Origin of the sequence: Klebsiella sp. A52, from assembly GCF_018388785.1 — a bacterium.
In the GTDB taxonomy this organism is placed as follows: domain Bacteria; phylum Pseudomonadota; class Gammaproteobacteria; order Enterobacterales; family Enterobacteriaceae; genus Klebsiella; species Klebsiella aerogenes.
Map to the genome: position 1 here is coordinate 3,132,783 of NZ_CP074437.1, position 25,000 is coordinate 3,157,782.

Below are 25,000 nucleotides of genomic sequence, written 5' to 3' on the forward strand. Positions count from 1 at the left end.
GGCTGGCGTAGCCTAGTATCAGCACAGCGAATGAGTCAGGAGCCAGGGTATGAAAAAGGTCGCGATTGTCGGATTAGGGTGGCTGGGCATGCCGCTTGCGTTGTCATTGCGCGCGCGTGGTTGGCATGTCACCGGCAGTAAAACGACGCAGGATGGCGTAGAGGCGGCGCGGATGTGCGGTATTGAAGGATATCCGCTGCGTCTTGACCCCCAGCTGATCTGTGATGCTGAGGATCTGGACGCGATGATGAACGTCGATGCGCTGGTCATCACGTTACCAGCGCGGCGCACGGGCCCCGGGGAAGATTTCTATCTACAGGCGGTGCAGGAGATTGTCGATACCGCGCTCTCGCGGCATATTCCACGCATTATTTTTACCAGTTCGACCTCGGTTTATGGCAATACTGAAGGGACGATGAAGGAAAATTCGCCGCGCGATCCGCAAACCGCCAGCGGCAGGGTTCTGAAAGAGCTGGAGGACTGGCTGCATGCGTTGCCGGGTACCTCGGTGGATATTCTGCGTCTCGCCGGGCTGGTGGGGCCTTCTCGCCACCCGGGGCGTTTCTTTGCCGGTAAATCGGCTCCGGATGGGCAGCACGGGGTCAATCTGGTGCATCTGCAGGATGTTATTGCCGCGATTGAGTTATTGCTTCAGGCTCCGAAAGGCGGACACATCTATAATATATGTGCGCCAATGCATCCGGCGCGAGGTGTCTTTTATCCGCAGATGGCCCGTGAACTTGGGCTGCCGTTACCGGTATTTACCGATAACCCGGAAGGCGGTAAAGGTAAAATCATTGATGGCAACCGGATCTGCTATGAGCTTGGCTTTGAATACCAGTACCCCGATCCGCTGGTGATGCCGATGGAGTAACCACCAGCAGGCATTCGCGTACCGTAAGGGGGGGGCGATGAAACCACTGCTGGATGTCCTCGTTATTCTTGATGCCTTAGAAAAAGAGGGGAGCTTTGCCGCGGCCTCGGCAAAGCTCTATAAAACCCCCTCGGCGCTGAGCTACACCATCCATAAACTAGAAAGCGATCTAAATATCCAACTGCTGGATCGTAGCGGCCATCGGGCGCGCTTTACTTGCACCGGGCAGATGCTGTTGGAAAAGGGGCGTGAGCTACTTCATACCGCTCGTGAACTTGAGCTGCAGGCTATCAGGTTACATCAGGGCTGGGAAAATACCCTGACCATCAGCGTCGATATGACTTTTCCTTTCTCTCTTTTAACTTCACTCATGGAACAGTTTTATCAACAGCACAACGTGACCCGTTTGCAATTCACCAATGCTGGAGGTTGGGATGCTCTGGTGGCAGGCGAGGCCGACATGGTGCTGGGCGCGCTTAACGAGCCGCCAACGCTGGTGGGTTATGGTTTTAGTCTGCTTGGCGAGCTGGATCTGTGTTTTGTGGTCGCGATTAATCATCCGCTGGCGCAGGCTAAGGAACCGCTGAATTTGCGGGTGTTACAGCGATATCGGGCGATTATCTGCGATGCCGGTTTGCTGCAAAGCGAAAAGCAGGAGAGTGTGACGGTTTTTGATATGAACGGCCTGTTGGAGCTGGTATGCGCCGGGCTGGGCTGGGCCTACTTGCCGCGTTATCTGGCTAAGGCCTGGCTGGAGAAGGGCAAATTGGTCGAGAAACGCATTACCACACCCGCGCGGCTGCATCGGGCATGGATTGGCTGGAATGAAGACGTTTTTGGCCTTGCCGCGCAATGGTGGTTACAAGCGATATTAGCAAATAGTGCTATTCGTCAGATCTACAATACTAAAATAGTATGAATATTAGGCGGTTAGAATTCTTAGCCTATTAATAAACCTTACAACATCTTGTCATTAAGCCAGAAGTTGTTGCAAAATACGCAGCCTGAAAACCAGAGACTAGCCGACGCTTTTTTTAAAGTGTCGGTTATTTTTTTGGTCGAAAGACACATCATTCAATACCAAGAGGCCGGGCTTCGTACCGGATAGATATTTACTAAAAACCGACAGTCGTTGTCGCTGAGGAATAGAAAGAAATGGGGCAATTTTTTGCTTACGCGCTGGCCTTCGCCGTAAAAGGGGATAACTATGTCGCATAACGCTACTCCAAATACCTCTCGCGTGGAATTACGTAAAACCCTTACGTTAGTTCCGGTTGTAATGATGGGCCTGGCCTATATGCAGCCGATGACGCTGTTCGATACGTTCGGTATCGTCTCTGGTATGACCGACGGCCACGTGCCGACGGCCTACGCCTTTGCGTTAATCGCTATTCTTTTTACTGCGCTGAGCTATGGGAAGCTGGTACGCCGCTATCCTTCCGCGGGTTCAGCGTATACCTACGCCCAGAAATCCATTAGCCCGACCGTTGGCTTCATGGTGGGTTGGTCCTCTCTGCTCGACTACCTGTTCGCGCCGATGATCAATATCCTGCTGGCGAAAATCTACTTTGAAGCGCTGGTGCCTTCGATTCCGTCGTGGGTGTTTGTTATCGCGCTGGTCGCGTTTATGACCGCCTTTAACCTGCGCAGCATCAAGTCCGTCGCCAACTTCAATACCGTTATCGTGGTGTTGCAGGTGGTACTGATTGCCGTGATCCTCGGCATGGTGGTGTATGGCGTATTTGAAGGCGAGGGCGCCGGTACGCTGGCCAGCAGCCGTCCGTTCTGGTCCGGCGATGCGCACGTTATCCCGATGATTACCGGGGCGACGATACTCTGCTTCTCATTTACCGGCTTTGACGGCATCAGCAATCTGTCTGAAGAGACCAAAGATGCAGAACGCGTTATTCCGCGCGCTATCTTCCTGACTGCGCTGATTGGCGGCCTGATCTTCATTTTTGCTACCTACTTCCTGCAGCTGTACTTCCCGGATATCTCGCGCTTTAAGGATCCGGATGCCTCACAGCCTGAAATCATGCTGTATGTGGCAGGTAAAGCCTTCCAGGTGGGCGCGCTGATCTTCTCCACTATCACCGTGCTGGCTTCCGGTATGGCGGCGCACGCTGGCGTTGCGCGCCTGATGTACGTAATGGGCCGCGATGGCGTATTCCCGAAAAGCTTCTTCGGCTACGTGCATCCGACCTGGCGCACTCCGGCGATGAACATCATCCTGGTTGGCGCGATCGCGCTGCTGGCGATTAACTTTGACCTGGTAATGGCGACCGCGCTGATTAACTTCGGCGCGCTGGTGGCGTTCACCTTCGTTAACCTGTCGGTTATCTCGCAGTTCTGGATCCGCGAGAAACGCAACAAGACGCTGAAAGACCACTTCCAGTATCTGTTCCTGCCGATGTGCGGCGCTCTGACCGTAGGCGCGCTGTGGGTTAACCTGGAAGAGAGCTCGATGATCCTGGGTCTGATCTGGGCCGGTATCGGTCTGATTTACCTGGCGTGCGTAACCAAAAGCTTCCGCAACCCGGTACCGCAATACGAAGACGTTGCGTAATCACGCTTTATGCTAACAAAAGCCGGGGGGAAACCTCCGGCTTTTTTGTTTCTGGCGTCCGCTGAATATCCCCGGTGGCGGCCGGGGGGCAGGGGATGGAGCGCTTACTTCTCCTGTCGCATCACGTTAAGCAGCGTATCCAGCAGTCCTGGAAAGCGGGCATCCAAATCGTCGCGGCGGAGCGAAATTAAGTTTTCCCGCCCCTGAGGACGTTGCCAGATCACGCCGCTGTCGCGCAGTACCCGCCAGTGGTGAGTCATGGTGGATTTAGCGATATCTTCTTTGCGTAGCGCGTTACAACTCTGCTCGCTGCCGTCGGAGAGCGTGCGAATGATTTCCAGCCGCAAGGGGTTACCCAGGGCAAAAAGGACATTTTCCAGGCGAATTTGTTCACGTTCGGGGTGATTGGCGATCATAATATTCCTGTGTCGGCGGTTGTGCTGTTTACGCGAACAGCAGTCCGTATCGGCGGCTGGCGGCTAATATACCCAAACTCCTTTTCTTGCGCCACGCGCGCCGTCGCAACCTGACCGATAACAGTGATAGAGAAAACAGTTCGAATATACTCGTACAGTTGTACTATTATAGATGCCGTAAACCTAACCGCGGCGGATTTAGCCGCTCATTGACAGTCAAAATGACTAAGGACGCATCATGCCCCGACCCATCCCCCTCGAACGTTATCGCAACATCGGTATCTCCGCGCATATCGATGCCGGTAAAACCACCACCACTGAGCGCATTCTGTTTTACACCGGAATGAGCCATAAGCTGGGTGAAGTACACGATGGCGCGGCAACTACCGACTGGATGGCGCAGGAGCAGGAACGTGGGATTACCATTACTTCCGCAGCGGTAAGCTGTTTCTGGCCCGGGATGGACCGCAGCTTTGAGCCCCATCGTATTAATATCATTGATACTCCGGGGCACGTGGACTTCACTATCGAAGTAGAACGCTCGATGCGCGTGCTGGACGGCGCGGTGATGGTCTATGACTCGGTCGGCGGCGTGCAGCCGCAGTCGGAGACCGTCTGGCGGCAGGCCAACAAGTATCATGTACCGCGACTGGCTTTCGTCAACAAAATGGACCGCCCGGGCGCCGATTTCTTCCGCGTGGTGCAAATGATGATCGACCGCCTGAAGGCCAATCCGGTGCCGATTGTGATCCCCATTGGCGCCGAAGAACATTTCACCGGCGTCGTTGACCTGATAAAGATGCGGGCCATTCAGTGGGATGATGCAACGCAGGGGATGACGTTCAGTTACGCGCCTGTACCTGATGACCTGCTGGCGACGGCCCGGCAGTGGCGGGAAAAAATGGTCTCGGCCGCGGCGGAAGCCAGTGATGAGCTGATGGATAAATATCTTGAGAGCGGTGAACTGAGCGAAGCGGAAATTGTGGCCGGACTACGTAAACGCACGGTCAGCGGCGAGATCCAGCCGGTGCTCTGCGGTAGCGCTTTTAAAAATAAAGGCGTACAGAGGATGCTCGACGCGGTCGTTGAATTCATGCCGTCGCCGCTGGATATTCCGGCTATTCAGGGTATTGATGACAAGGGGCAACCGGCGGAACGTCACCCGAGCGACGATGAGCCGCTGTCGGCGCTGGCGTTTAAACTCATGACCGATCCCTACGTCGGCCAGTTGACCTTCATTCGCGTCTATTCCGGGACGTTGAAAAAGGGCGATGCGGTTTTTAACCCGGTGAAGGGCAAGAAAGAGCGTATCGGGCGTATCGTGCTGATGCATGCCAACGATCGCCACGAAGTCGACGAGTTGCACGCCGGCGATATTGCCGCCTGTGTTGGTCTAAAAGATGTCACGACGGGCGATACGCTATGCGATCCGGATGCGGTCATCACTCTCGAGCGCATGGAGTTCCCGGAACCGGTCATTTCGCTGGCGATTGAACCGAAGACTAAGGCCGACCAGGAGAAAATGGGCATTGCGCTGCAGCGGTTGGCTTCCGAGGATCCGTCGTTCCGCCTGCACACCGATGAAGAGTCCGGACAGACGATTATCTCCGGGATGGGGGAGTTGCATCTGGAGATTATCGTCGACCGTATGAAACGCGAGTTTGGCGTTGAGGCGAATATTGGCCGTCCGCAGGTTACCTATCGGGAAACCATCCGTAAAACGGTGAAGGATGTGGAAGGTAAATTTGTGCGTCAGTCCGGCGGTAAGGGGCAGTATGGGCACGTCGTGCTGACACTGGAGCCATTGGCGGCGGGGAGCGGCTTTGTATTTGAAGATGCCACCAAAGGTGGGGTGGTACCGCGTGAATACATCCCTTCTGTGGAGAAAGGGCTGCGTGAAGCGATGGGCGCCGGCGTGCTGGCGGGCTATCCGGTCGTCGACGTTAAAGCGACTCTGACGTTTGGTTCGTATCATGACGTCGATTCGTCCGAGATGGCTTTCCGTATGGCGGCAATTTTCGGCTTCAAGGAAGGGGCGCGAAAAGCGGACCCGGTGATCCTGGAGCCGGTGATGCACGTCGAGGTGGAGACGCCGGAAGAGTACGCGGGGAATATTATGGGCGATCTCTCTTCCCGTCGCGGGATGGTGCAGGGGATGGAGGAGCGTTTCGGTAGCCAGATTATTCGTGCCGATGTGCCGCTGGCCGAAATGTTCGGTTATTCTACTACGCTGCGCTCGATGTCGCAGGGCCGCGCGACCTATAGCATGGAGTTCCATCATTACGCGGAAGCGCCGCGTAACGTGGCCGACGATATCATCGCCAGCCGCGCGAAAAGTTAAGTCAGTATTCCCGGGCTACGGTTACGGCCTGGCCCGGGTTAAACGATTTCCTGCGCATATTGCCACAGCGCTTTCAACAGGGCCTGTTTTTCACTATCGTCAGCGTACTGTTGATACAGCAACTGCAGTTCATCGGCATAGGCCTGCAAAAATTCCGGCGTAAAGACGTTACGGCGGTGCTCTAACCAACGCTGCTGTTCGTTTTCATCAAGCGTACCGGGGAAGTTACGCGCGCGGTAGTTAAACAGCAGGCGTTCAATGCGTTTATCAGCAAAGGTAATATCCAGCGCCGGCAGATTTCGGGGTTCGGTTTCCAGCACAATTTTCATCGCCGCGCGATCGGCATCGCTAAAGAATCCGTTGTAAAGTTGGGCGTCAACATTATCCGATGGCGTGAACGGTTCGGCTTCGGCATATAGCGCGACTACCTTTTCGCGTACCTGCGGATTTGCGCGCAGCAGTTGGGCGTTCTCCAGGCAGCGCTGAATATTAATACCTAAACGGTCGGCATCCTGCGGGCGCAACGTATTGGCCTGCGCCAGCACCGGGCATTTATTTAAATGCACCAGCTTAATTGGCGCTGCCGGTAAATCACCGAGTTCATCTCGTGGAGTATACAGGCGTTCGCGCAGTGTATCGGCATCGAGCTCCAACAACGGCGACATATCCCCCGCCAGATCAACCATAATCACCGCATTGCGGTTATCCGGATGCCAGGCTAGCGGCGCGACCAGGCTGGTGTTGCCGCGGGCGGCGCCGAACATACCGGAAACGTGGACTAGTGGTTTTAACTGCGGCACGTCGATCAACGTCGCCAGCTTGCGTTTATTACGATGACTGTACAGATATTCAAACAGACGCGGCTGATGGGTTTTCACCAGTTTCGCCATCGCGATGGTGGCGTACACATCGGCCATCGCATCGTGGGCATTACTATGCTCAATACCGTTTGCGACGGTCAGATGCTCAAGGCGGAAGCTTGGCAGTCCTTCTTCGTTATCCGGCCAGTTGATACCTTCCGGACGCAGGGCATAGCAGGCGCGCATTACATCCAGCAGATCCCAGCGCGAATTATCATGCTGCCAGCTCCAGGCATAGGGATCGTAAAAGTTGCGATAAAAAATATTGCGGCTGACTTCGTCATCAAAGCGGACATTGTTATAGCCGACGATACAGGTTTTCGGCACCGTGATCAGATCGTTGATGCGGCGGGCGAAAGCGGCCTCGTTGTCACCTTTGGCCAGCGCTTCCTGTGGCGTAATACCGGTAATCATTACCGCCTGCGGCTGCGGCAGATAGTCGTCCGCAGGCTTGCAGTAGAAGACTTCCGGTTCGCCAATGACATTCAGATCGCTATCGGTGCGGATGGCGGCGAACTGCGCCGGTCGGTCGAGCGAAGGGCTGGTACCGAAGGTTTCGTAGTCGTGGAAGAGGAAGGATTGTTGTTCGCGGTCAGCCATAATTGAAATGTAATCGCTCTGATAATCTATTTGATAGCCTGATTTTCCCTTATTAACATTGAAGGCGCAACTAAAGTTTGTCGCGGTTTTTAATGTCGTGGCGATATTATTTTTAAATAATATCGCCACGACCTCACATTGTTTATAGCCGTTGTTTAAGCCGCTTCATTCACTTTTATGCTGTTAGGCTTAATAATTTTACGACCCAGTGCAATTCCTCTCTTCTCAATGTATTTGTATAGATTTATGGCAATGCTATAAGTTATTGGTAAAATTATCACAGCAGCAATAACAAAACGGAGCAATGCAGGAAGTTGCACGTAGGACTGATGTTGAACAAGCCATCCAATCATCGGAATAACAATCATCAAATGCAACAGATATACCGAATATGATACGTCACCGAGGAACTGACTGAAGCGGGCGGAAAGTAACTTTCTGCTAAAGAAGACAATACCTTTTAGTGGCGATTTATCGCTATGAGGCATCAGAAGAATCGACATCCCAAGGATTATCATAACCTCAATGATCATACGGATAGGTGAAGTAAAGTAACCCATCAAAAATGCAGCGAGTGGAGAAAGTAATGCAACCATAACGTAGATCTTACGGTTCTCTGCTACGGCTTTATAGAGCAACATTCCTGATATAAATAAAGGTAGCTTGAATAAAATCATCGAGGGCATCGGGAATGCTGCGAAATATCCAGGGAAAATAAATGCAGCCATTACGCACATTACAATCAATGCCAGGCAAGTCCTAATGAAACCAATCCCCATGACCAGCATCATGATAAACGGGAAAAGGGCATAGTATTGCATTTCAAGCCCAATACTCCAGTCAGGAAGGACTGTCCTGAATGAATAATAAGGAAGGAAACCAAAGGTGAATGAGATGTGCGTTAACACGTTCGCCATTGATGAGTCGGTATATCTCGCGGTCTCAGTTTGCGTTTCAGGCCATGCCAGCGCGATAGCATCCCGGTAGTGACCAAAGGTTTCACCGAAAATAAATGCCACAATTAGAAGGAGATAATAAAGCGGAGCGATTCGGAAAAAGCGCCTTGTCCAAAATGAAATTACCGTTTTAACGGACATCCAGGGTTCGACGTGCTGCCTTTCAATGTAATTTTTAGCCATCAGATAACCGGACAGCAAAATGAAAAGATCGACGCCAAAATCCGGGTTGCTCAGGATAGGGATGTTGCATCGTGTCAAAATACAAATGTGACCGAGCAGGACCCACAAGGAAGCGTAGCCTCGTAAGCCATCAAGCTCAGGAGACCAGTTTTTATTCTGGCTCATCGTTACACCAATGAATATGTTTGTGAATTAGATGTTAATAGATAATATATGATCAGTTGAAATGTCTACATAGGAATTGTTTATGGAAAGTATTTAAGAATAACCTCATGAAGGTTTTTCATATTAATTTTTTATGACATGCATTTTTAGGTTTTTTCTTAATTACTTTTTGTGTTTGAGTGTTTTTAAATCCCATGCTAATTATGGGTGTTAATAGCCTCGTTAAAATAAATGGCGTTATATTAGATAGGTTAGTTGTTATGCTTTTTATTCATTATGAGCATCGATAAATCTACCATGTCATATTTTCTTGCAATTTAACCCTGATCTCTCAGGCGAACTTCCGTAAAAAGGACGGCGAATCTGTAAATCTTGAGGATATGCCGTTGAAAGGCCGTTTTTTATTTGCTGTAACTTTGCTCGCTTCGAGCGTTTCCTGCGCATTTGCCGCTGCTGATTTGCCCGTCACCGTGACGCCGCCTTCGATCCAGGCCGGTTCCTGGGTGCTGATGGACTACACTACCGGTCAAATCCTGACCGCCGGTAACGAACACCAACAGCGTAACCCCGCCAGCCTGACCAAACTGATGACCGGCTACGTCGTCGACCGCGCCATCGACAGCCATCGTATTACCTTTGATGATATGGTCACCGTCGGCAAAGACGCCTGGGCCAAGGGCAATCCGGTGTTTAACGGTTCTTCGCTGATGTTCCTTAAAGCGGGCGATCGCGTTAGCGTCCGCGATCTTAGCCGCGGACTGATCGTCGATTCCGGTAACGACGCCTGCGTCGCACTCGCTGACTATGTCGCCGGCGGTCAACCGCAGTTCGTCGCGCTGATGAATAGCTACGTTGAAAAATTGCATTTGAAAGACACCCATTTTGAAACCGTCCATGGACTCGACGCGCCAGGTCAGCATAGCTCCGCCTATGATTTAGCGGTGTTGTCGCGGGCCATTATTCACGGCGAGCCGGATGTCTATCATATGTATAGCGAAAAAAGCCTGACGTGGAACGGTATCACCCAGCAGAACCGTAACGGTTTGCTGTGGGACAAAACCATGAATGTCGATGGTCTGAAAACCGGCCATACCTCAGGAGCTGGTTTCAACCTTATTGCCTCTGCGGTCGATGGACAGCGTCGTTTGATTGCCGTGGTGATGGGGGCCGATAGTCCAAAAGGGCGAGAAGAGCAGGCGGCTAAGCTGTTGCACTGGGGCCAACAGAATTTTGACACCGTCCAGGTGCTACAAAAAGGTAAGCAGGTTGGCGTCGAACATATCTGGTATGGCGACAAAGAGCAGATCAAGCTCGGCACCGATCAGGACTTCTGGCTCGCGATCCCGAAATCTGAAGTTCCACGTATCAAAGCAAAATATGTACTGGATACTAAGGATCTGGAAGCGCCTATCGCCGCTAACCAACGCGTGGGCGAAATCTCGCTTTACGATGGCGACAAAGTGGTCGGTCATTGGCCACTGGTGACGCTTGAAAGCGTTGGCAAGGGCGGGATGTTTTCCCGTCTGAGCGATTATCTGCATCACGGCATTTAATCTCCGCACCCATGGGCCCGCCGCGCTCTGCGGCGGGCTTCATTCATTTCGCGCTTGTGGCGACTCTGTGAATCCGCGCACATACTGTTGTTCATCCGCCTGCTAAATTTGATGTATATTTATACAGTATTCTATCAACACTGGAGGTGCTATGAACTACAGCATTCAATCTCTCGACGCCCGCAAGATTGCCGGGTTTCATATGGTTGGCCCGTGGGAGCAGACCGTAAAGCAGGGGTTTGAACAACTGGCGGCGTGGGTCAGTCACCACCAGGTGCCGGCTCTGGAGTGGGTGGCGGTTTATTACGATAATCCGCAGCAGGTGCCCGCGGAAAAACTGCGTTGTGACACCGTTGTTACCGTGGCGGATGATTACGTCATCCCGCCGAATAGCGAAGGAGTCATCCTCACCGCGATTGCCGGCGGCGACTACGCCTGCGCCAGCGCGCGGGTCATTAACCATGATTTCTCCACGCCGTGGCTGCAGTTCTTTGACAGCCTGCTGCAGAGCAGCGATCTTCAAATTGCTGATAAACCCTGTTTTGAAATCTACCTTAACGACGGCAACCAGGACGGTCACTGGGATATTGAGATGTATGTGGCGGTGAATCGCGTCGGCTAATAAACCTTTATCCCTGATTTTGACAAGGTTTCTTACACTAGCTCAGTGCGCTTGCGAAAAAAGCGGCTACAATTGGCTTTTTCTGTTTGCCGGAGCAGGCCGTGCGCGCTGATAAATCACTTAAGCCATTTGAGATCCGACTGTATCGTCATTACCGAATTGTGCACGGTATCCGCATTGCGCTGGCTTTTGTTCTGACCTTCTTGCTGGTGCGTCTGCTGAACGTGCCGGAGGGCACCTGGCCTTTGATCACCCTGGTGGTGGTGATGGGGCCTATCTCTTTCTGGGGCAATGTGGTGCCGCGGGCCTTCGAACGTATTGGCGGCACTATCCTCGGTTCGGTATTGGGGCTGGTAGCGCTCAAACTCGAACTTATCTCACTGCCAATTATGGTGCTGTGGTGCGCGGTGGCGATGTTCCTCTGCGGCTGGCTGGCGCTCGGCAAACGGCCCTACCAGGCGTTGCTGATCGGCATTACGCTGGCGGTGGTGGTGGGCGCGCCGCCGGGCGATATGAACACCGCGCTGTGGCGAAGCGGCGATGTCATCTTCGGTTCACTGTTGGCGATGCTGTTTACCGGTATCTGGCCGCAGCGGGCGTTTTTGCACTGGCGCATCCAGATGGCGAATTATGTCACAACGTTTAATCGGCTGTATCAGGCCGGTTTTTCGCCGAATCTGGTTGAGCGCCCGCGGCTGGAAAAACATCTTCAGAAAGCGCTCAATGACGTGGTGAAAATGCGTGGGTTGATAACCCCGGCCAGCAAAGAAACGCATATTCAGAAAGCAATCTTCGAAGCCATCCAGACCGTCAGCCGTAATCTGGTATGCATGCTGGAACTGCAAATCAACGCTTATTGGGCCTCTCGTCAGGGCCATTTTGTGATGCTTAACGCCCAGACTTTGCGCGAAACCCAACGGATGACCCAGCAAACGTTGCTGACTATCGCCCATGCCCTGTATGAGGGAAACCCGCAGCCGGTTCGCGCCAACACCGAGAAGCTCAACGAGATCGTGGTCGAGTTGCGACAGCTTATCAAAGAGCATCAGGACGATAATCTGTCGGAAACGCCGATTCACGGCTATGTTTGGCTGACCATTGAGCTGGCGCGCCAGCTTGAGCTGCTGTCGCACCTTATTTGCCGCGCGCTGCGCAAATAAAAGGCAGATACGTGCGCGAAGTGAACAGGTTGCTTCGATTCAGCAACATTTAGGGTTATGATAAACGCAAAGGAAAAAACATTGTCATCAGCGACTGCTAGCAGTTATGTTAGCCCTATAGGGCAGTCGCTTTAGCGAATCCGAATCTCAAATATTAGGGGTGTAAAAATGGAAACAACTAAGCCTTCTTTCCAGGACGTTCTGGAGTTTGTTCGTCTGTTCCGTCGTAAGAACAAACTGCAGCGTGAAATTCAGGACGTTGAGAAAAAGATCCGTGATAACCAGAAGCGTGTCCTGCTGCTGGACAACCTCAGCGATTACATCAAGCCGGGTATGAGCGTTGAAGCCATTCAGGGTATCATCGCCAGCATGAAAACCGACTACGAAGACCGCGTTGACGATTACATCATCAAAAACGCCGAGCTGTCGAAAGAGCGTCGCGATATCTCCAAAAAACTCAAAGTGATGGGTGAAGCCAAAGTCGGCGAATAAACTACCCACTTCTTCCGGCGGCATTGCAGGCCGCCGGATTCCTCCATCTTCCCGCCTTAAACCTCCGTATAAGCATCGCCCTTTAAGCCGACAGTTTGTTATACTGCCGCCGTGAACTTATTGATACCGGAAGGGTTTATCACATGCAGTCCCAGCTTCAGGTACCGCCGCGATGATACTAATTACCGGCGGCGCGCGTAGCGGCAAAAGCCGTCACGCCGAATCTTTACTCCAATCCTGCGCGTCGGTGCTCTATATCGCCACTTCAGCCGTTATTGACGATGAAATGGCCGCACGCATTCAACATCACCGTAATAGCCGTCCGGCGCACTGGCGTACTGCAGAGCGCAGCCGTGACCTGGCGCCACTCATTACCCCCGATTATGCACCCGATGAAGCCATTTTGCTTGAGTGCGTCACTACACTGGTCACCAATATTCTGTTCGCTGAAGGTGGGGAAACGGATCCTGATGAATGGGATTATGCAGCGCTGGAAAGGATAGTCATGCAAGAAATCACTCAACTGATTGCTGCCTGCCGCGCCTGCCCGGCGCCGGTGCTGTTGGTCACCAATGAAGTGGGGTTGGGAATAGTGCCGGATAACCGGCTGGCGCGGCATTTTCGCGATATTGCCGGGCGCGTGAATCAGATGCTGGCCGCGGCCGCCGATGAGGTGTGGCTGGTTGTTTCAGGGATAGGAGTCAAAATCAAATGATTAAATCGTTCTTCGCCACGCTTTCTTTTATGAGCCGCTTGCCGGTTCCGGCCCGCTGGTCACAGGGGCTGGAAATCGATCAATATGAGCGCGGGATCGTCACTTTCCCACTGGTGGGGTTACTACTTGGCGCGATTGCCGGGCTGGTGATGCTGGCGCTTCATGCCTGGTGCGGCCTGCCGTTGGCCGCGCTGTTTGCCGTACTGGCGCTGGCGCTGCTGACCGGCGGTTTTCATCTTGATGGCCTGGCGGATACCTGCGATGGGATCTTTTCCGCCCGCCGCCGCGAACGGATGCTGGAGATCATGCGCGATAGCCGGTTGGGGACGCACGGCGGACTGGCGCTGATCTTTGTGCTGGTGGCGAAGGTTCTCGTCATTAGCGAACTGGCGCTGCGCGGCACCTCGATGCTGGCCGCGTTGGCTGCATCTTGTGCCGTGGCGCGAGGGATGTCGGTGCTGTTGATGTACCGCCAGCGCTATGCCCGGGAGCAGGGGCTTGGTAACGTATTTATTGGCAAGGTGACTTTCCGACAGACCGTCATTACCCTGGCGCTATCATTGGCGCTGGCAACGCTGCTGCTGGGCCTGCATGGCCTGCTGGCTGCGGTTATAACGCTGCTGGTGATATCGGCGCTTGGTCAGGCGCTGAAGCGCACGCTGGGCGGGCAAACCGGCGATACGCTTGGGGCGGCCATTGAACTGGGCGAAGTTATCTTTTTACTGGCGTTGCTATAGAGCATATATCGCGCTGACAGGAAGCATATGAATACATTAACTGAATGGTTAGCAGCCATCCCGCGACTGGACGAAAGCGCGATGTCGCGCGCTGGTGAGCATATTGACGGGTTGTTGAAACCGCCTGGCAGCCTGGGGCGTCTGGAATCGCTGGCGATTCAGTTGGCAGGCATGCCGGGTCTACAGGGCGCGTTACGTTTTCCACGTAAAACTATTGTGGTCATGTGCGCCGACCACGGCGTCTGGCATGAAGGCGTTACCGTCTCGCCACAGGCGGTGACCGCGATTCAGGCGGTCAATATGACCCGTAAGAATACCGGCGTTTGCGTGCTGGCAGCGCAGGCGGGGGCTGATGTTCAGGTGATTGACGTCGGGATTGACGCCGAACCCATCCCTGGTCTGGTGAATATGAAAGTGGCGCGCGGTAGCGGCAATATTGCCTGCACCGCGGCGATGAGCCGGGAGCAGGCCGAAACGCTGCTGCTGGCGAGCATGCGCTACACCCGTCAGCTTGCGGAGCAGGGCGTGCGTCTGTTCGGCGTGGGCGAATTAGGAATGGCTAACACGACCCCCGCTGCGGCAGTAGTCAGCGTGCTGACCGATCATGATGCCGGCGATGTTGTAGGCATCGGCGCGAACCTTCCAGTATCGCAGCTGGCGCACAAGGCGGAAGTCGTACGCCGGGCGATAGCGGTCAACCAGCCTTCAGCGGGCGATGGCCTCGACGTGCTGGCAAAAGTGGGCGGTTTTGACTTGCTCGGGATGGCCGGGGTCATGCTGGGCGCCGCTTCCTGCGGATTGCCGGTGATACTTGATGGTTTCTTATCATACGCGTCGGCACTGGCGGCCTGCCGGATTGCCCCACAGTTGCATCCGTATCTGATTCCGTCGCATCTGTCGGCGGAGAAGGGGGCTCATATTGCGCTGGAGCATCTGCAGTTGAAGCCTTATCTGGATATGGGGATGCGCTTAGGCGAAGGCAGCGGCGCGGCGTTAGCGATGCATCTGGTCGAGGCGGCAGGGGCAATGTTCAACGATATGGGGACGCTGGCGGAGAGCAATATCGTGCTGCCGGAAACCCGTTAACCGGCTTCGGGGCGCCGACCGGCCCCCCGAAATAGTGCTTACAGCGCCTGCTGCCACACGCTTTGCGGCAGCAGATAAACATCCGCTTCTGCTTGCATGCCGTCGGTGACGATATGACGAATGCCGCTGGCCATCACTGCAAGGGTGACATCAAACGCATTCAGGCTATCGCCAAAACCGGCGGTAAGGTTGAGCATTGAGCCATCGGCCATCAGATAGATTGTTTTCTCCGGCAGCCGATAAGCGTTGATATAGGGCATAACCTCTTCATGCGGGAACTGGCGCAGGTGTTCGCAGTCAATCTCTTCCGCCACGTGGCCGACGTTGAGAATAAACACGCCATCTTTAGCGCTGTCCAGCGCCAGGCTGTTGACCACTTTCTTGCCGCCGGTGGCGGTGGCTACGACGTCGGCTGATGCGATTGCATCCTGTAAATCCACGACATGCCAGCCGTCATAAGCGGCCTGTAAACGGCGCGCCGGATCGATTTCCGCCACCATGACCTGGCCGCCGAAGGCTTTTGCCGCCGCCGCGACGCCTTGCCCGACCAGGCCGTAGCCGATCACCAGCACTTTTTTCTCATGTAGGGTAAGGTGAGTGGTCTGGAAGAAGGTGTGCCAGGCCGTCAGGCCAACCATATGGCGGTTATGTAGCCCTTCTTTGACCGGCAGATCATCCCAGTTAAAGATAGGGTAGCCGGGGCGGATATCACCGAGACGATTGACGCCGGAGCCGGTGGCTTCAAGGCCGGCGACGACATTGCCGAACTCGCCGCGCTGGTGGAGCAGGGTGGTAATATCTGCGCCCATCTCACAAAGGTGAGTTGGCCCCCAGGCGATGGCTTTTTCCCATGATTGCTGCCAGTCGGTATCGCTCATATTGCGCCAGGCGCAAGCTTCCGCGCCGCGTTCTACTAGCCAGGCGACGACCTCATCCTGCACGGTGGTTGGGTTACAGGTGGTCAAAAAGACTTTCGCCCCTTTCTCCAGGAGCCCCTGCACCAGCGGGATCATTTTCATATCCAGATGCATACAGCAGGCCAGGCGTACATGGCTGAGGTCGGGAAGGGCCGCCACCTGGCGCAGGGTACGCGGCATATTCTGGCTGGCCCATGCCACTTCTTTCGTTAAATTTGTCTTATTATTCACCGTATTGTGACCTTTAATCCGTAGAGTGGGTTTAACCCCGGTGGGGAAGATGATTCTAACGCAGCATGTAAAAATCACATAACCCGCACTGCCCGATAAAGTTGCAAATAATAGGCATCATAAATACATGGTTGTTAATGAAGAGTTAAATTAAGACAATGAAATATAATTTCTTCCTATGATGTGAGCGATTCGTTCGATGTTACGCGTTTTACAGCGCCCGCTATTTTCCCGCGCGCGTATTTTCCTCGGCCGTTTAAAACCCCACGCTTTACCCGTTGCGAAAAAGCATATTTTATTGGGCTCAATCGGTGCCGGAACGGGTCTTGCCGTCACCAGCATGTTCAGCCACTGGCTGCTTGGCGAGGTGAATCTGTGGTTTATTGCGCCGATGGGCGCCTCGGCGGTATTGCTATTTGGCGCGCCCAGCAGCCCGCTTGCTCAGCCCTGGTCTATCGTCGGCGGCAACGTGCTTTCGGCGCTGATCGGCGTCACGGTGGGGCTGTTAGTGCCGGATACAGCGATCGCCTGCGGCCTGGCTGCGGCGCTGGCGATCGCCGGGATGTGCTTTTTGCGTTGCCTGCATCCACCTGGCGGCGCGGTGGCGCTCACGGCTATTCTTGGCGGCGCCGGCGTACACAGTGAAGGCTACCAGTTTGTACTGACGCCGGTGCTCCTGAACTCCATGATGCTGGCGCTGCTGGCGATTGTCTTCAATAACCTGGTCGGTCGCCGCTACCCGCATCCGCTGGCTGCGGAAGAAGTGAAGCCGAATGCGGTACCGATGGGGATTACAGTCACTCGTGCAGATATTCATGCCGCGCTGCTGGAGGGGCAATTCCTCGATATCGATGAGGACGATGTTCAGGAGCTACTGGAGAATATCGAACAGCAGGCTCGGTTGCGTCTTGCCGCCGATCAAAAAGCGCGCTAGTGACGCTGTTAACCCACTCGTTGCAGCGTCTTAGCTAGCGACAGCCTGAATCGCTCGATGAGGTCGGTTTCACCCGGCAATAATTCGGCGAGGGTAATCGTTTTGTCCGCGCCATAGACCTTGCCGCTACCGAGCTGCGCCTCAATACTGTTGGCCGCCTGATGCGCTGCCTGCAGGTCGGTATCCAGTAATATCACCGCATGGGCCAGAACGATGTGCCCCTGGCTTTCGGCTACGGGCCGCCAGTACTGAGCGGTACCGGCAATCTTGCGCGCGTTCTCTCCCTCGCCGCAGGCAAGGTTATAGCGCCCGTCGCAGAAGGAACCGCTGACGGCCTGAAATTGGCTTTCGACGCCAAAGGTCGCCAGCGTGCGTTGCAATATTCCACACAACAACAGATAAATAGGTTCGGCGGCTTCGCCTAACGGCTGGGTTACCGGCCAGGCAAGACTCAGGTTGAGGATCCCCGGCCCCTGCGGCACCAGCCCGCCGCCGGAGCGACGGATCCATACCGGCCAGCCGCGGGCGGCAAAGGCTTCGCTGACCGCGGGCAGATTGGCGAATTTCCGGTAACTGCCGGGTACTACGAACCCCTGCGGCGCCTGCCAGAGCTGAGCGACGGCTTCACCGCGGCGTGCGCGCTCGAACAAAGGCTGTTCGGCGAGCGTTGGATCATTGCAGCGGACAATGGGCAATTCGTCGGCGTTGAACCCGTCAGGCCAGCAGTCCGTATTCTGTGGTGTTATCACGAAGCCCCTTTTTTATGCCGGATGGCGATTTTTCATCAACATCGCCGTGACGGCAGAGATCAGGCAGCCGACCGTCAGATAAATCGCCACGCTGTGCCACGAGCCGCCAGAGAAAGTGACCAGCGCGGCGGCGATGAAGGGCGTGAAACCGCCGCCGACCACGCTGGCCACCTGGTATCCGACGCCTGCGCCGCTATAGCGATAGCTGGCGCCAAACATTTCGGTAAACATCGGTTGCTGCACGCAGACCACCATATCATGGGCGATGTTGGCCAGCATCAGGGCAAAAAACAGGATCCAGAACAATGAGTGCTGCTCCAGCGCCATAAAGAAGGGGAAGCCGCTTAATGTCCCGATCAGCGCCCCGGTAATATAGATCCGACGGCGGCCAAACCTATCCGCCAGCCACGCAAAGCAGGGAATGGTAAAACAGCTAATACCGCCCACCAGCAACCCAATATTGAGGAACAGTTCACGCGGCAGGCCGAGGTTTTGCGTCGAGTAGTTGAGGGCGAATGCGGTCACGATATACATCGTTAACAGTTCACACAGGCGCAGGGCGATGATTAATAAGAAGGCACCCGGATGGCGTACCAACGCTTCCAGTACCGGCAGGCGTTTTTTCTTCGCGGCGGGCGTTTTCTGCAACTGCTGTTCAAACTCCGCCGACTCGGCCATGCCGTTGCGGATCCACAGTGCCGCCAGTACCAGCACTACGCTAAACAGGAACGGCAGGCGCCAGCCCCAGCTCAGGAACTGCTCATCGGTGGTGAAACTGCTGACAAGCGATACCAGCCCAGTAGAGAGCAGCAGACCGACGCCGTAACCCACCTGCACGCCGCTGCTATAGAACGCTTTTTTGTTTTTCGGCGCGCTTTCAACCGACAGCAACGCCGCGCCGCCCCATTCGCCCCCGACGGCGAAGCCCTGCACCGCGCGCAAAATCACCAGCAAAACCGGCGCCCACCAGCCAATCTGGTTAAAGGAAGGCAGTAGGCCGATACAGGCGGTGGCGATCCCCATCATCCACACGGTCATCATTAGCATGCGCTTACGGCCTAAACGGTCGCCAAAATGGCCGAAGATAATGCCGCCGAGCGGGCGGAAGAGGAAGCCGACACCGAAAGTCGCGAAGGCTGCCAGCGTGCCCATCGCCGGGCCAATTTGTGGGAAAAATTCGCGGTTGAACACCAGTGCGGCGGTGATGCCGTACAACAGAAAATCGTACCAGTCGACGACGGCGCCGGCAAAGCTGCCCCATGCCGCGCGACGAGCGCGATTAAGAGAACCAACCCCCTTGCCGGAGTCGGGTGAAATAAGCGTTGAGTCCATGTCTGTCCTGTTTGTTGCTAATTTGTTATTATTTGAATGAGACGTTTTCTTATCTTCGCGCCGTTAGGGAGATTACCGCGCACAAGTTCAACTGAAAAGTTTTTTACCTGCAGGAAAGACAATAAAGTAAAAAATGTCTAAATCGAACATTTAATTTCCACCGCTGGCGCGGGTTAACTGTTGACCATGACTGCTATTTTATTTTTGTCGCCCCACTGGGACAGCTTTTAAGAATTCACGTAAATGGTTTACAATTACTATCTCCAACGCTGGATATGGTGGGTGATATGCGTCTAATTTTTGCAGTTTTATTTTATGTTTTAGTTTTACCTAATGCTTTCGCAGAAAAACTGCCTGCGCCAACGGGCAAACCCGTTTTAACCATTTCAGGAAAGATTACCAATACAAACGAAGGCGATACCGCCGTATTTGACGTTGCCGCGTTAGAAAAATTGGGCAATGAGACAGTGATCACAACCACACCCTGGTATTCAGGAAAAGTGCGCTTTGACGGTATTTCACTTAGCAAACTTATGGACTTAGTGGGTGCGCAAGGTAAGACGGCGAAAGTGATGGCTCTGAATGATTATACAACCGAGGTGCCGGTGGAGGATTTTCATAAATTCCCGGTGATCCTCGCGCTGAAGATGAATGGCGAATATATGCGCATTCGTGACAAAGGGCCGCTTTTTATTGTTTATCCCTACGATAGTAGCGCGGAGTTACAGAACCAAATCTATTATTCCCGCTCGGCATGGCAGGTTTCAAAGATTATAATTGAGTAAGGCTCTGATCTTGAATCGAATACTCACTGCCATTATTTTGTCGCTTTTTATCGTCACCGGATACATTACCTATCTGGTGCATGAGCGGCAGAGTGAGCTGCAAAAATTAACACGTTACACCGACTCGTGGTCCGTATCCCAGATGGTCTCTGAATATATGCGTCTTGAGGCTCGTTTAAGCGCCCTGGCGCTGAACGTGAAGGGGACCGACCGCGATGAGGTACGCCTGCGCCTGGAAATAATGATGAGCCAGATCGAGCTGCTACAGCAGGGCGATCTGGGCCAGTTCATCAGAAAAAGCGAGCAGCGGCAGGCCACGGTTACCAGTCTGATTCAGATCCTCGATCAACTCGATCGGCAACTGGACACCATGACGCCTGAGCAGATGGTGACTCTGTTGCATACCATGAGTAAGTTGGATGGCCCGATGACCTCACTGGCCTCCATGACCCTGGCGCAGGACTTTGATGTCGTTAATCTTACGCACGATAAGATTCAGCATCTTTATTACATCTATTCGGTGATTTCAATCTTGCTGATTACGATGTGTATTTCTCTGGGTTTATTGATGCTTCGGCAAAATAATAACTTGCGTCGAGCGCATGTGCGCATGAAGTTGTTAGCTAACGATTTGCAGCTGTCGAAAGAGAAACTGCAGGTACAAAACCGCCGTTTGCAATATGACGCTTATCACGATTCGTTAACAGGCATGCCTAACCGCCTCTCTTTCTGGCAGAGGCTGCAGGAAGTGGTTAATCACGTAAAACCTTATAATGGTTGCGCTGTGGTTATGTTGTTCGACCTGGATAATTTTAAAGATGTTAACGATACCCTGGGACATGATGCGGGTGACAAACTGCTGCAGGAGCTCGCCAGCCGCCTGTCGTTCTTCCGTAAAACATCAGAGACGCTGTACCGGCTTGGCGGCGACGAATTTGCCCTTGTATCGCAGGATCTGAGCGAAGAAATGGCGCTGGAGCGGGCGGATGTGATCCGCGAGAAAATCAGCCAGCCCTACTATATCTACGATTCATTGATTAACATCGGCGCTTGCATCGGCATCGTTATCTCCGATGGTGAAAGTCGTACCGATTACTTATACAAATGTGCCGATCTGGCGCTGTATGAAGCGAAAAAGTCTGGCGCGGGCCACGTGGAGATTTTCCGTCCTGGCATGTTGCAACGTTTACAGGAAAACAAATCCTTTGAGGACGATCTGCTGCATGCGCTGGAAAATGACCAGTTCAAGGTTTACTACCAGCCAATCGCCGACACGGTGTCGCGTGAAATCTACGGCTACGAGGCGCTGGTACGCTGGTTCCATCCGCTACGCGGTATGGTACCGCCCGTTGAGTTTATTCCGGTGGCGGAGAAAACCGGCCTGATAAACCAACTTGGCGAGTGGGTGCTGAAAACTGCCTGTGAGGAGGCTGCCCGCTGGGAACAGCCGCTGAAGGTTTCGGTTAACGTCTCACCGATTCAACTTATTAATACTTCGCTTACCGAGACGGTGGCAGCGGTGCTAAAGAAGACCGGACTCGACCCGCGACGCCTTGATCTTGAGATTACGGAATCTGATGTGTTTAACGAAAATACACGCTCGCTGGAGATCCTCAGCCAGTTGCGCGAGCAGGGGATTCAGATCTCTATTGACGATTTTGGTACCGGCTATTCGTCATTGTCGCGGCTGAGTTATTTCCCTTTCGATAAGATCAAAATTGATCGCTCGTTTGTGGTCAATATACCTATGCAAAAAGACGACCTTGATATTGTGCGCCTGATCATCAGTATGGGGAAAAGCTTGCATATGCGCATCGTCGCCGAAGGCGTTGAAACCGAGGAACAGTTAACTTCGCTGCAACAATTAGGTTGCGATCTCGTCCAGGGATATTTGATCGGGAAGCCGGGGCTGTTAAATAACAACTGAAAGAAGATTTCCCTCGCTCTTTAAAATGGCGCCTGTGAACTATCGCAGGCGCTTTTTTATATTTTAAATAACGCTAATCCGTAATGGGTATAAATAGGGGTAGAAGCAATAGATTCGAAAAAATAATACCCTTAGCAATTAAAAGAGGTATATGATATGCAATATATCGTTCCATTCGCGGCGTTATTTCACGGCGCGGAAAGAGAGGCAAATCATGCAGCGAATCATTATACCTACCCATTATGTTCAGACCCGTTCCACCCCTATGTGGACCAAAGAGACCGCACCCGCGTCTATCTGGAAACGCCATCTTGATGCCGGCACGCGACAGGGCGTCTATCCGCGTCTGTCGGTGATGCAGGGTGCAATACGCTATTATGGTTATGCCGATGAAACGAGCCCAGACCCTGTTGAAACGATGACTATCGAAGCGGGGCAGTTTGGTGTCTTCCCTGCGGAAAAGTGGCACTGCATTGAGGCATTATCTGACGATACCGTATTTAATGTCGATTTTTACGTTGACCCTAAAATTCTGATTGAGGGATAAGCTATGTCTATGAACAGTGAAAATAAAGGTTATTCATTAGCGATAGTCAATGGCAACAATCACGAAAAATATGAGAAAGTTTATTTAAAGCCGATGGCGCTCTATGTTCCTGATATCGCGGCTCAGGCCGTAGCAGAATTACTCTCTGGGATTTCGAGCGATAATTTACAGGGTAAAGGGGTTAGTCTGACGGTAACGAATAATAATAATGGCGTGTCGGTGGATAAAGACTTTGACTCGCTTGACTCCTTACAGGACCCGCAGATCGCCGCTGACGCGGTGAAAGAGCTCATCAATATTGTGCGCGGCTATGAGTCTGACGAAGAGACTAACGTCTGCGGCTGGTAATACGCCGTCTGGCAGATATCGCCCGATATCTGCCTTTTCACAGGCTTCAACTAAGCGCGATCTGCCGCAGTAGCCAGTTCCGCAACGCGTTGATATCGCCGCGCTGGGCTATCTCTGGTGTCGCCACCAGATAATAGTTCGCTCCGGGTAAGGACATCTCAAATGGCGCTACCAGAACCCGGCGTTGCAGCAGATCGCGCGCCAGCAGTTCGCTGGCAATAACCACGCCTTGTCCCGCCACAGCCGCCTGGAGCGCATGCGTCTCGTCGCTGAAGGTTAACCCTGCGCCGGTATTCAGTTGTGATGGCCCGTAGTGGCGCAGCCAGTTCTCCCAGTCTGGCGAATCTGCCGGAACGTGACGATGTTCAACGTGGAACAGGGTAGCGTGACGCAAATCCTCCAGCCGTGTAATACCCAGCGCTGGGCTGGCGACGACGATAAAGCGGTCTTCATGTAGCAAGGTGCAGTGCAGTTTGCGCTCCGGCGTTTCACGATAGCGAATCGCGACGTCGACGCTGCGCAAGTTGAGATCCACACGCTCGACGCTGGTATGGAGCCGCAGGTCGATGGCGGGAAATTCCGCTTTAAATGCTGCCAGCCGCGGTACCAGCCAGTGGGTCAAAAAGTTGGAGGTGGTGGTGACGGTGAGCGACGGCGGCTGGTGTGAGCGAACAATTTGCGTAGTCGCTTCTTCCAGCGCGCTAAAGGCGCGTTGCGTGCCTGCGTAGAGGATTTCGCCGCTGTCGGTCAGGCTGACGCCCATGGCGTTGCGTTCACAGACCCGGCACTCCAGCACAGATTCCAGAAGTTTTATCTGATGACTTACCGCAGTAGCGCTCACTCCGAGCATATCGGCGGCGCGTTTAAAACTGCGGCAGCGGGCCACGGCATGAAAGGCGCGCAGCGCGCCCAGCGGAGGAAGGCGGGTTTTTCTCATGGCTGAATTTTTCTCATCTATGGCTGAAATCTATGCGTTTGCTGTACTCATTATACAGGCGGTAGCCTACTGATATGTGAAATAGACGCTGAGTTTAATTCATCAGCGTTTGCCATTATCAGGAGTGAATAATGAGTATCTATTCTAATCAGCACGCCGGTGGGGCAACAATTTGCGTAGTCCCGTTCACGCAAGCTATCGCGCTAAGTGGCGTATTCGCGGCGGGGGCGCTGCTATTGAGCGTTTCCTCCATGATTGGCGCTATCGGTACTCTGTCGTCTCTGCTGACGCTGGTGGGAGCTTTTGCCGTTGGCTATGCAATCGCGCGTTGGCAGCCGTGGCCAGCACGTTTTAGCGTTAGGGTATCGTGCTACGCCTTTGTGCTGTCCGCTATGGGCTGGTTAATGTTACTGGTGCTGTGGAATAGCGGACACGGTTGGCTATCTCAAATGCCGGGGATCGCCTTTGGTGGATTAGGTCTGGGCATCGTCTGGCAAAACAATGCTACAGCAAGATATTCGTCGGGAATGATGGCGAACATCCCGATGATAGCAGGTATCGTTATTATTATCCTGGCGACTCTGCTAACCAATCACTATGCGGATTCGGGAAAGGGAGGTTTTGTCTACGCACTGGCGGTCCTGGTGGATCTGGCATTGCTGGGAGCGGTGCTGGTGAAAATTAGGCAGCAGGAAATGTCGTAAATCGGCCTGTTATTGACCATGGCAAACCCTACCTATCATCTACGCAAGCGTAACACCACGACGACTTTGGTTTTGGCGTGGTGCCCATACTCCTCTATTTGTCAGTGAATCCATTAAATATAAGTCGTGAACGCTTAGTCATTTTGTGACAGCAGAATTGAGAGAAAAATCGCTGTTTTATGTAACGTGACAACATGTGAAGTGGCTTACATTTTTGACTTTCATCACACTTTATAGTTACGTCATTCTTGGTCGACGCAGTT

Annotated in this window: 25 protein-coding genes; 18 read left to right on the top strand and 7 right to left on the bottom strand. The window is 53.5% G+C overall.

The window, feature by feature from the left end:
* Positions 1 to 49: 49 nt before the first annotated feature.
* From KGA69_RS14740 to plaP, 4 genes are all read left to right on the top strand, one after another.
* Positions 50 to 874 carry an SDR family oxidoreductase gene (locus KGA69_RS14740; RefSeq protein ID WP_045391752.1) on the top strand — a complete coding sequence of 275 codons (825 nt, stop codon included), beginning with the start codon at positions 50 to 52 and terminating at the stop codon, positions 872 to 874.
* A 37-nt stretch (positions 875 to 911) separates the two neighbouring features.
* On the top strand, positions 912 to 1,793 hold the full coding sequence (locus KGA69_RS14745) for a LysR family transcriptional regulator (protein ID WP_045391749.1): 882 nt from the start codon (positions 912 to 914) through the stop codon (positions 1,791 to 1,793).
* A gap of 236 nt (positions 1,794 to 2,029) precedes the next feature.
* Positions 2,030 to 2,092: a membrane protein YoeI gene (gene yoeI / locus KGA69_RS24335; RefSeq protein ID WP_098949253.1), complete on the top strand. Its 63-nt coding sequence runs from the start codon at positions 2,030 to 2,032 to the stop codon at positions 2,090 to 2,092.
* A complete protein-coding gene (gene plaP / locus KGA69_RS14755) occupies positions 2,082 to 3,440 on the top strand; it encodes a putrescine/proton symporter PlaP (protein WP_015365827.1) in 1,359 nt (452 codons plus the stop codon). Before yoeI ends, plaP begins: the two co-directional genes overlap by 11 nt.
* 104 nt (positions 3,441 to 3,544) lie before the next feature.
* Here plaP and KGA69_RS14760 read toward each other — a convergent pair whose 3' ends face one another.
* Complete coding sequence (locus KGA69_RS14760) at positions 3,545 to 3,856, bottom strand: ArsR/SmtB family transcription factor (protein WP_015365828.1); 312 nt, start codon at positions 3,854 to 3,856, stop codon at positions 3,545 to 3,547.
* 238 nt (positions 3,857 to 4,094) lie between these two features.
* Here KGA69_RS14760 and fusA point away from each other — a divergent pair, with 238 nt between their 5' ends.
* Positions 4,095 to 6,197, top strand: coding sequence for an elongation factor G (gene fusA, locus KGA69_RS14765; RefSeq protein WP_045391746.1), 2,103 nt, complete (start codon positions 4,095 to 4,097; stop codon positions 6,195 to 6,197).
* A gap of 38 nt (positions 6,198 to 6,235) precedes the next feature.
* On the opposite strand, the gene sbcB is transcribed toward fusA, so the two are convergent.
* Entirely contained in the window at positions 6,236 to 7,657 is a 1,422-nt protein-coding gene (gene sbcB, locus KGA69_RS14770) for an exodeoxyribonuclease I (protein ID WP_213292422.1), read from the bottom strand.
* Positions 7,658 to 7,812: 155 nt separating this feature from the next.
* Positions 7,813 to 8,961 carry an acyltransferase family protein gene (locus KGA69_RS14775; RefSeq protein ID WP_213292423.1) on the bottom strand — a complete coding sequence of 383 codons (1,149 nt, stop codon included), beginning with the start codon at positions 8,959 to 8,961 and terminating at the stop codon, positions 7,813 to 7,815.
* Positions 8,962 to 9,347: 386 nt separating this feature from the next.
* Between KGA69_RS14775 and dacD the strand changes: the two genes are divergently transcribed.
* The 7 genes from dacD (at position 9,348) to cobT (ending at position 15,326) form a co-directional block, all read left to right on the top strand.
* Positions 9,348 to 10,514, top strand: a complete 1,167-nt coding sequence (gene dacD, locus KGA69_RS14780; RefSeq protein WP_015365831.1) for a serine-type D-Ala-D-Ala carboxypeptidase DacD — start codon at positions 9,348 to 9,350, stop codon at positions 10,512 to 10,514.
* A gap of 151 nt (positions 10,515 to 10,665) precedes the next feature.
* Positions 10,666 to 11,136, top strand: coding sequence for a DNA gyrase inhibitor SbmC (gene sbmC, locus KGA69_RS14785; protein ID WP_045391656.1), 471 nt, complete (start codon positions 10,666 to 10,668; stop codon positions 11,134 to 11,136).
* Between the two features lie 101 nt (positions 11,137 to 11,237).
* Positions 11,238 to 12,296 carry an FUSC family protein gene (locus tag KGA69_RS14790; protein ID WP_045391654.1) on the top strand — a complete coding sequence of 353 codons (1,059 nt, stop codon included), beginning with the start codon at positions 11,238 to 11,240 and terminating at the stop codon, positions 12,294 to 12,296.
* 168 nt (positions 12,297 to 12,464) lie between these two features.
* Positions 12,465 to 12,788 (top strand): DUF496 family protein, encoded by a 324-nt coding sequence (locus KGA69_RS14795; protein WP_015365834.1) that lies wholly within the window; start codon positions 12,465 to 12,467, stop codon positions 12,786 to 12,788.
* Between the two features lie 172 nt (positions 12,789 to 12,960).
* Positions 12,961 to 13,503, top strand: a complete 543-nt coding sequence (cobU, locus tag KGA69_RS14800; RefSeq protein ID WP_045391652.1) for a bifunctional adenosylcobinamide kinase/adenosylcobinamide-phosphate guanylyltransferase — start codon at positions 12,961 to 12,963, stop codon at positions 13,501 to 13,503.
* Positions 13,500 to 14,240 (top strand): adenosylcobinamide-GDP ribazoletransferase, encoded by a 741-nt coding sequence (cobS, locus tag KGA69_RS14805; protein WP_045391650.1) that lies wholly within the window; start codon positions 13,500 to 13,502, stop codon positions 14,238 to 14,240. Before cobU ends, cobS begins: the two co-directional genes overlap by 4 nt.
* 27 nt (positions 14,241 to 14,267) lie before the next feature.
* On the top strand, positions 14,268 to 15,326 hold the full coding sequence (gene cobT / locus KGA69_RS14810) for a nicotinate-nucleotide--dimethylbenzimidazole phosphoribosyltransferase (RefSeq protein WP_045391648.1): 1,059 nt from the start codon (positions 14,268 to 14,270) through the stop codon (positions 15,324 to 15,326).
* A gap of 38 nt (positions 15,327 to 15,364) precedes the next feature.
* On the opposite strand, the gene KGA69_RS14815 is transcribed toward cobT, so the two are convergent.
* A complete protein-coding gene (locus KGA69_RS14815) occupies positions 15,365 to 16,474 on the bottom strand; it encodes an adenosylhomocysteinase (RefSeq protein ID WP_047050694.1) in 1,110 nt (369 codons plus the stop codon).
* Between the two features lie 199 nt (positions 16,475 to 16,673).
* On the opposite strand from KGA69_RS14815, the gene KGA69_RS14820 reads away from it, so the two are divergent.
* Complete coding sequence (locus KGA69_RS14820) at positions 16,674 to 17,408, top strand: HPP family protein (RefSeq protein ID WP_045391644.1); 735 nt, start codon at positions 16,674 to 16,676, stop codon at positions 17,406 to 17,408.
* A gap of 8 nt (positions 17,409 to 17,416) precedes the next feature.
* Here KGA69_RS14820 and KGA69_RS14825 read toward each other — a convergent pair whose 3' ends face one another.
* Together KGA69_RS14825 and shiA are read right to left on the bottom strand one after the other, a co-directional pair.
* A complete protein-coding gene (locus KGA69_RS14825) occupies positions 17,417 to 18,157 on the bottom strand; it encodes a lipoyl protein ligase domain-containing protein (protein WP_074165846.1) in 741 nt (246 codons plus the stop codon).
* 12 nt (positions 18,158 to 18,169) lie between these two features.
* Positions 18,170 to 19,489 (bottom strand): shikimate transporter, encoded by a 1,320-nt coding sequence (gene shiA / locus KGA69_RS14830; protein WP_045391641.1) that lies wholly within the window; start codon positions 19,487 to 19,489, stop codon positions 18,170 to 18,172.
* 287 nt (positions 19,490 to 19,776) lie between these two features.
* Between shiA and KGA69_RS14835 the strand changes: the two genes are divergently transcribed.
* From KGA69_RS14835 to KGA69_RS14850, 4 genes are all read left to right on the top strand, one after another.
* A complete protein-coding gene (locus tag KGA69_RS14835) occupies positions 19,777 to 20,274 on the top strand; it encodes a putative pterin-binding protein (RefSeq protein ID WP_045391638.1) in 498 nt (165 codons plus the stop codon).
* 10 nt (positions 20,275 to 20,284) lie between these two features.
* Positions 20,285 to 22,201 (top strand): putative bifunctional diguanylate cyclase/phosphodiesterase, encoded by a 1,917-nt coding sequence (locus tag KGA69_RS14840; protein ID WP_045391635.1) that lies wholly within the window; start codon positions 20,285 to 20,287, stop codon positions 22,199 to 22,201.
* 214 nt (positions 22,202 to 22,415) lie between these two features.
* Entirely contained in the window at positions 22,416 to 22,748 is a 333-nt protein-coding gene (locus KGA69_RS14845; protein ID WP_045391632.1) for a TehB family protein, read from the top strand.
* A 9-nt stretch (positions 22,749 to 22,757) separates the two neighbouring features.
* Positions 22,758 to 23,096 (top strand): DUF1869 domain-containing protein, encoded by a 339-nt coding sequence (locus KGA69_RS14850; RefSeq protein WP_045391899.1) that lies wholly within the window; start codon positions 22,758 to 22,760, stop codon positions 23,094 to 23,096.
* 46 nt (positions 23,097 to 23,142) lie between these two features.
* Here KGA69_RS14850 and KGA69_RS14855 read toward each other — a convergent pair whose 3' ends face one another.
* The gene (locus KGA69_RS14855) at positions 23,143 to 24,033 is read right to left on the bottom strand and encodes a LysR substrate-binding domain-containing protein (protein WP_045391629.1); all 891 of its coding nucleotides are present in this window, start codon (positions 24,031 to 24,033) and stop codon (positions 23,143 to 23,145) included.
* Between the two features lie 131 nt (positions 24,034 to 24,164).
* Between KGA69_RS14855 and KGA69_RS14860 the strand changes: the two genes are divergently transcribed.
* On the top strand, positions 24,165 to 24,737 hold the full coding sequence (locus KGA69_RS14860; protein ID WP_045391626.1) for a hypothetical protein: 573 nt from the start codon (positions 24,165 to 24,167) through the stop codon (positions 24,735 to 24,737).
* The last annotated feature ends 263 nt before the right edge of the window (positions 24,738 to 25,000 follow it).

What these genes read in the sequence shown, in the direction of transcription:
- KGA69_RS14740 (WP_045391752.1), top strand. Translation starts at nt 50, where the DNA reads ATGAAAAAGGTCGCGATTGTCGGATTAGGGTGGCTGGGCATGCCGCTT.
- KGA69_RS14745 (WP_045391749.1), top strand. Translation starts at nt 912, where the DNA reads ATGAAACCACTGCTGGATGTCCTCGTTATTCTTGATGCCTTAGAAAAA.
- plaP (WP_015365827.1), top strand. Translation starts at nt 2,082, where the DNA reads ATGTCGCATAACGCTACTCCAAATACCTCTCGCGTGGAATTACGTAAA.
- KGA69_RS14760 (WP_015365828.1), bottom strand. Translation starts at nt 3,856, where the DNA reads ATGATCGCCAATCACCCCGAACGTGAACAAATTCGCCTGGAAAATGTC.
- fusA (WP_045391746.1), top strand. Translation starts at nt 4,095, where the DNA reads ATGCCCCGACCCATCCCCCTCGAACGTTATCGCAACATCGGTATCTCC.
- sbcB (WP_213292422.1), bottom strand. Translation starts at nt 7,657, where the DNA reads ATGGCTGACCGCGAACAACAATCCTTCCTCTTCCACGACTACGAAACC.
- KGA69_RS14775 (WP_213292423.1), bottom strand. Translation starts at nt 8,961, where the DNA reads ATGAGCCAGAATAAAAACTGGTCTCCTGAGCTTGATGGCTTACGAGGC.
- sbmC (WP_045391656.1), top strand. Translation starts at nt 10,666, where the DNA reads ATGAACTACAGCATTCAATCTCTCGACGCCCGCAAGATTGCCGGGTTT.
- KGA69_RS14795 (WP_015365834.1), top strand. Translation starts at nt 12,465, where the DNA reads ATGGAAACAACTAAGCCTTCTTTCCAGGACGTTCTGGAGTTTGTTCGT.
- cobU (WP_045391652.1), top strand. Translation starts at nt 12,961, where the DNA reads ATGATACTAATTACCGGCGGCGCGCGTAGCGGCAAAAGCCGTCACGCC.
- cobS (WP_045391650.1), top strand. Translation starts at nt 13,500, where the DNA reads ATGATTAAATCGTTCTTCGCCACGCTTTCTTTTATGAGCCGCTTGCCG.
- cobT (WP_045391648.1), top strand. Translation starts at nt 14,268, where the DNA reads ATGAATACATTAACTGAATGGTTAGCAGCCATCCCGCGACTGGACGAA.
- KGA69_RS14820 (WP_045391644.1), top strand. Translation starts at nt 16,674, where the DNA reads ATGTTACGCGTTTTACAGCGCCCGCTATTTTCCCGCGCGCGTATTTTC.
- shiA (WP_045391641.1), bottom strand. Translation starts at nt 19,489, where the DNA reads ATGGACTCAACGCTTATTTCACCCGACTCCGGCAAGGGGGTTGGTTCT.
- KGA69_RS14835 (WP_045391638.1), top strand. Translation starts at nt 19,777, where the DNA reads ATGCGTCTAATTTTTGCAGTTTTATTTTATGTTTTAGTTTTACCTAAT.
- KGA69_RS14845 (WP_045391632.1), top strand. Translation starts at nt 22,416, where the DNA reads ATGCAGCGAATCATTATACCTACCCATTATGTTCAGACCCGTTCCACC.
- KGA69_RS14850 (WP_045391899.1), top strand. Translation starts at nt 22,758, where the DNA reads ATGAACAGTGAAAATAAAGGTTATTCATTAGCGATAGTCAATGGCAAC.
- KGA69_RS14855 (WP_045391629.1), bottom strand. Translation starts at nt 24,033, where the DNA reads ATGAGAAAAACCCGCCTTCCTCCGCTGGGCGCGCTGCGCGCCTTTCAT.
- KGA69_RS14860 (WP_045391626.1), top strand. Translation starts at nt 24,165, where the DNA reads ATGAGTATCTATTCTAATCAGCACGCCGGTGGGGCAACAATTTGCGTA.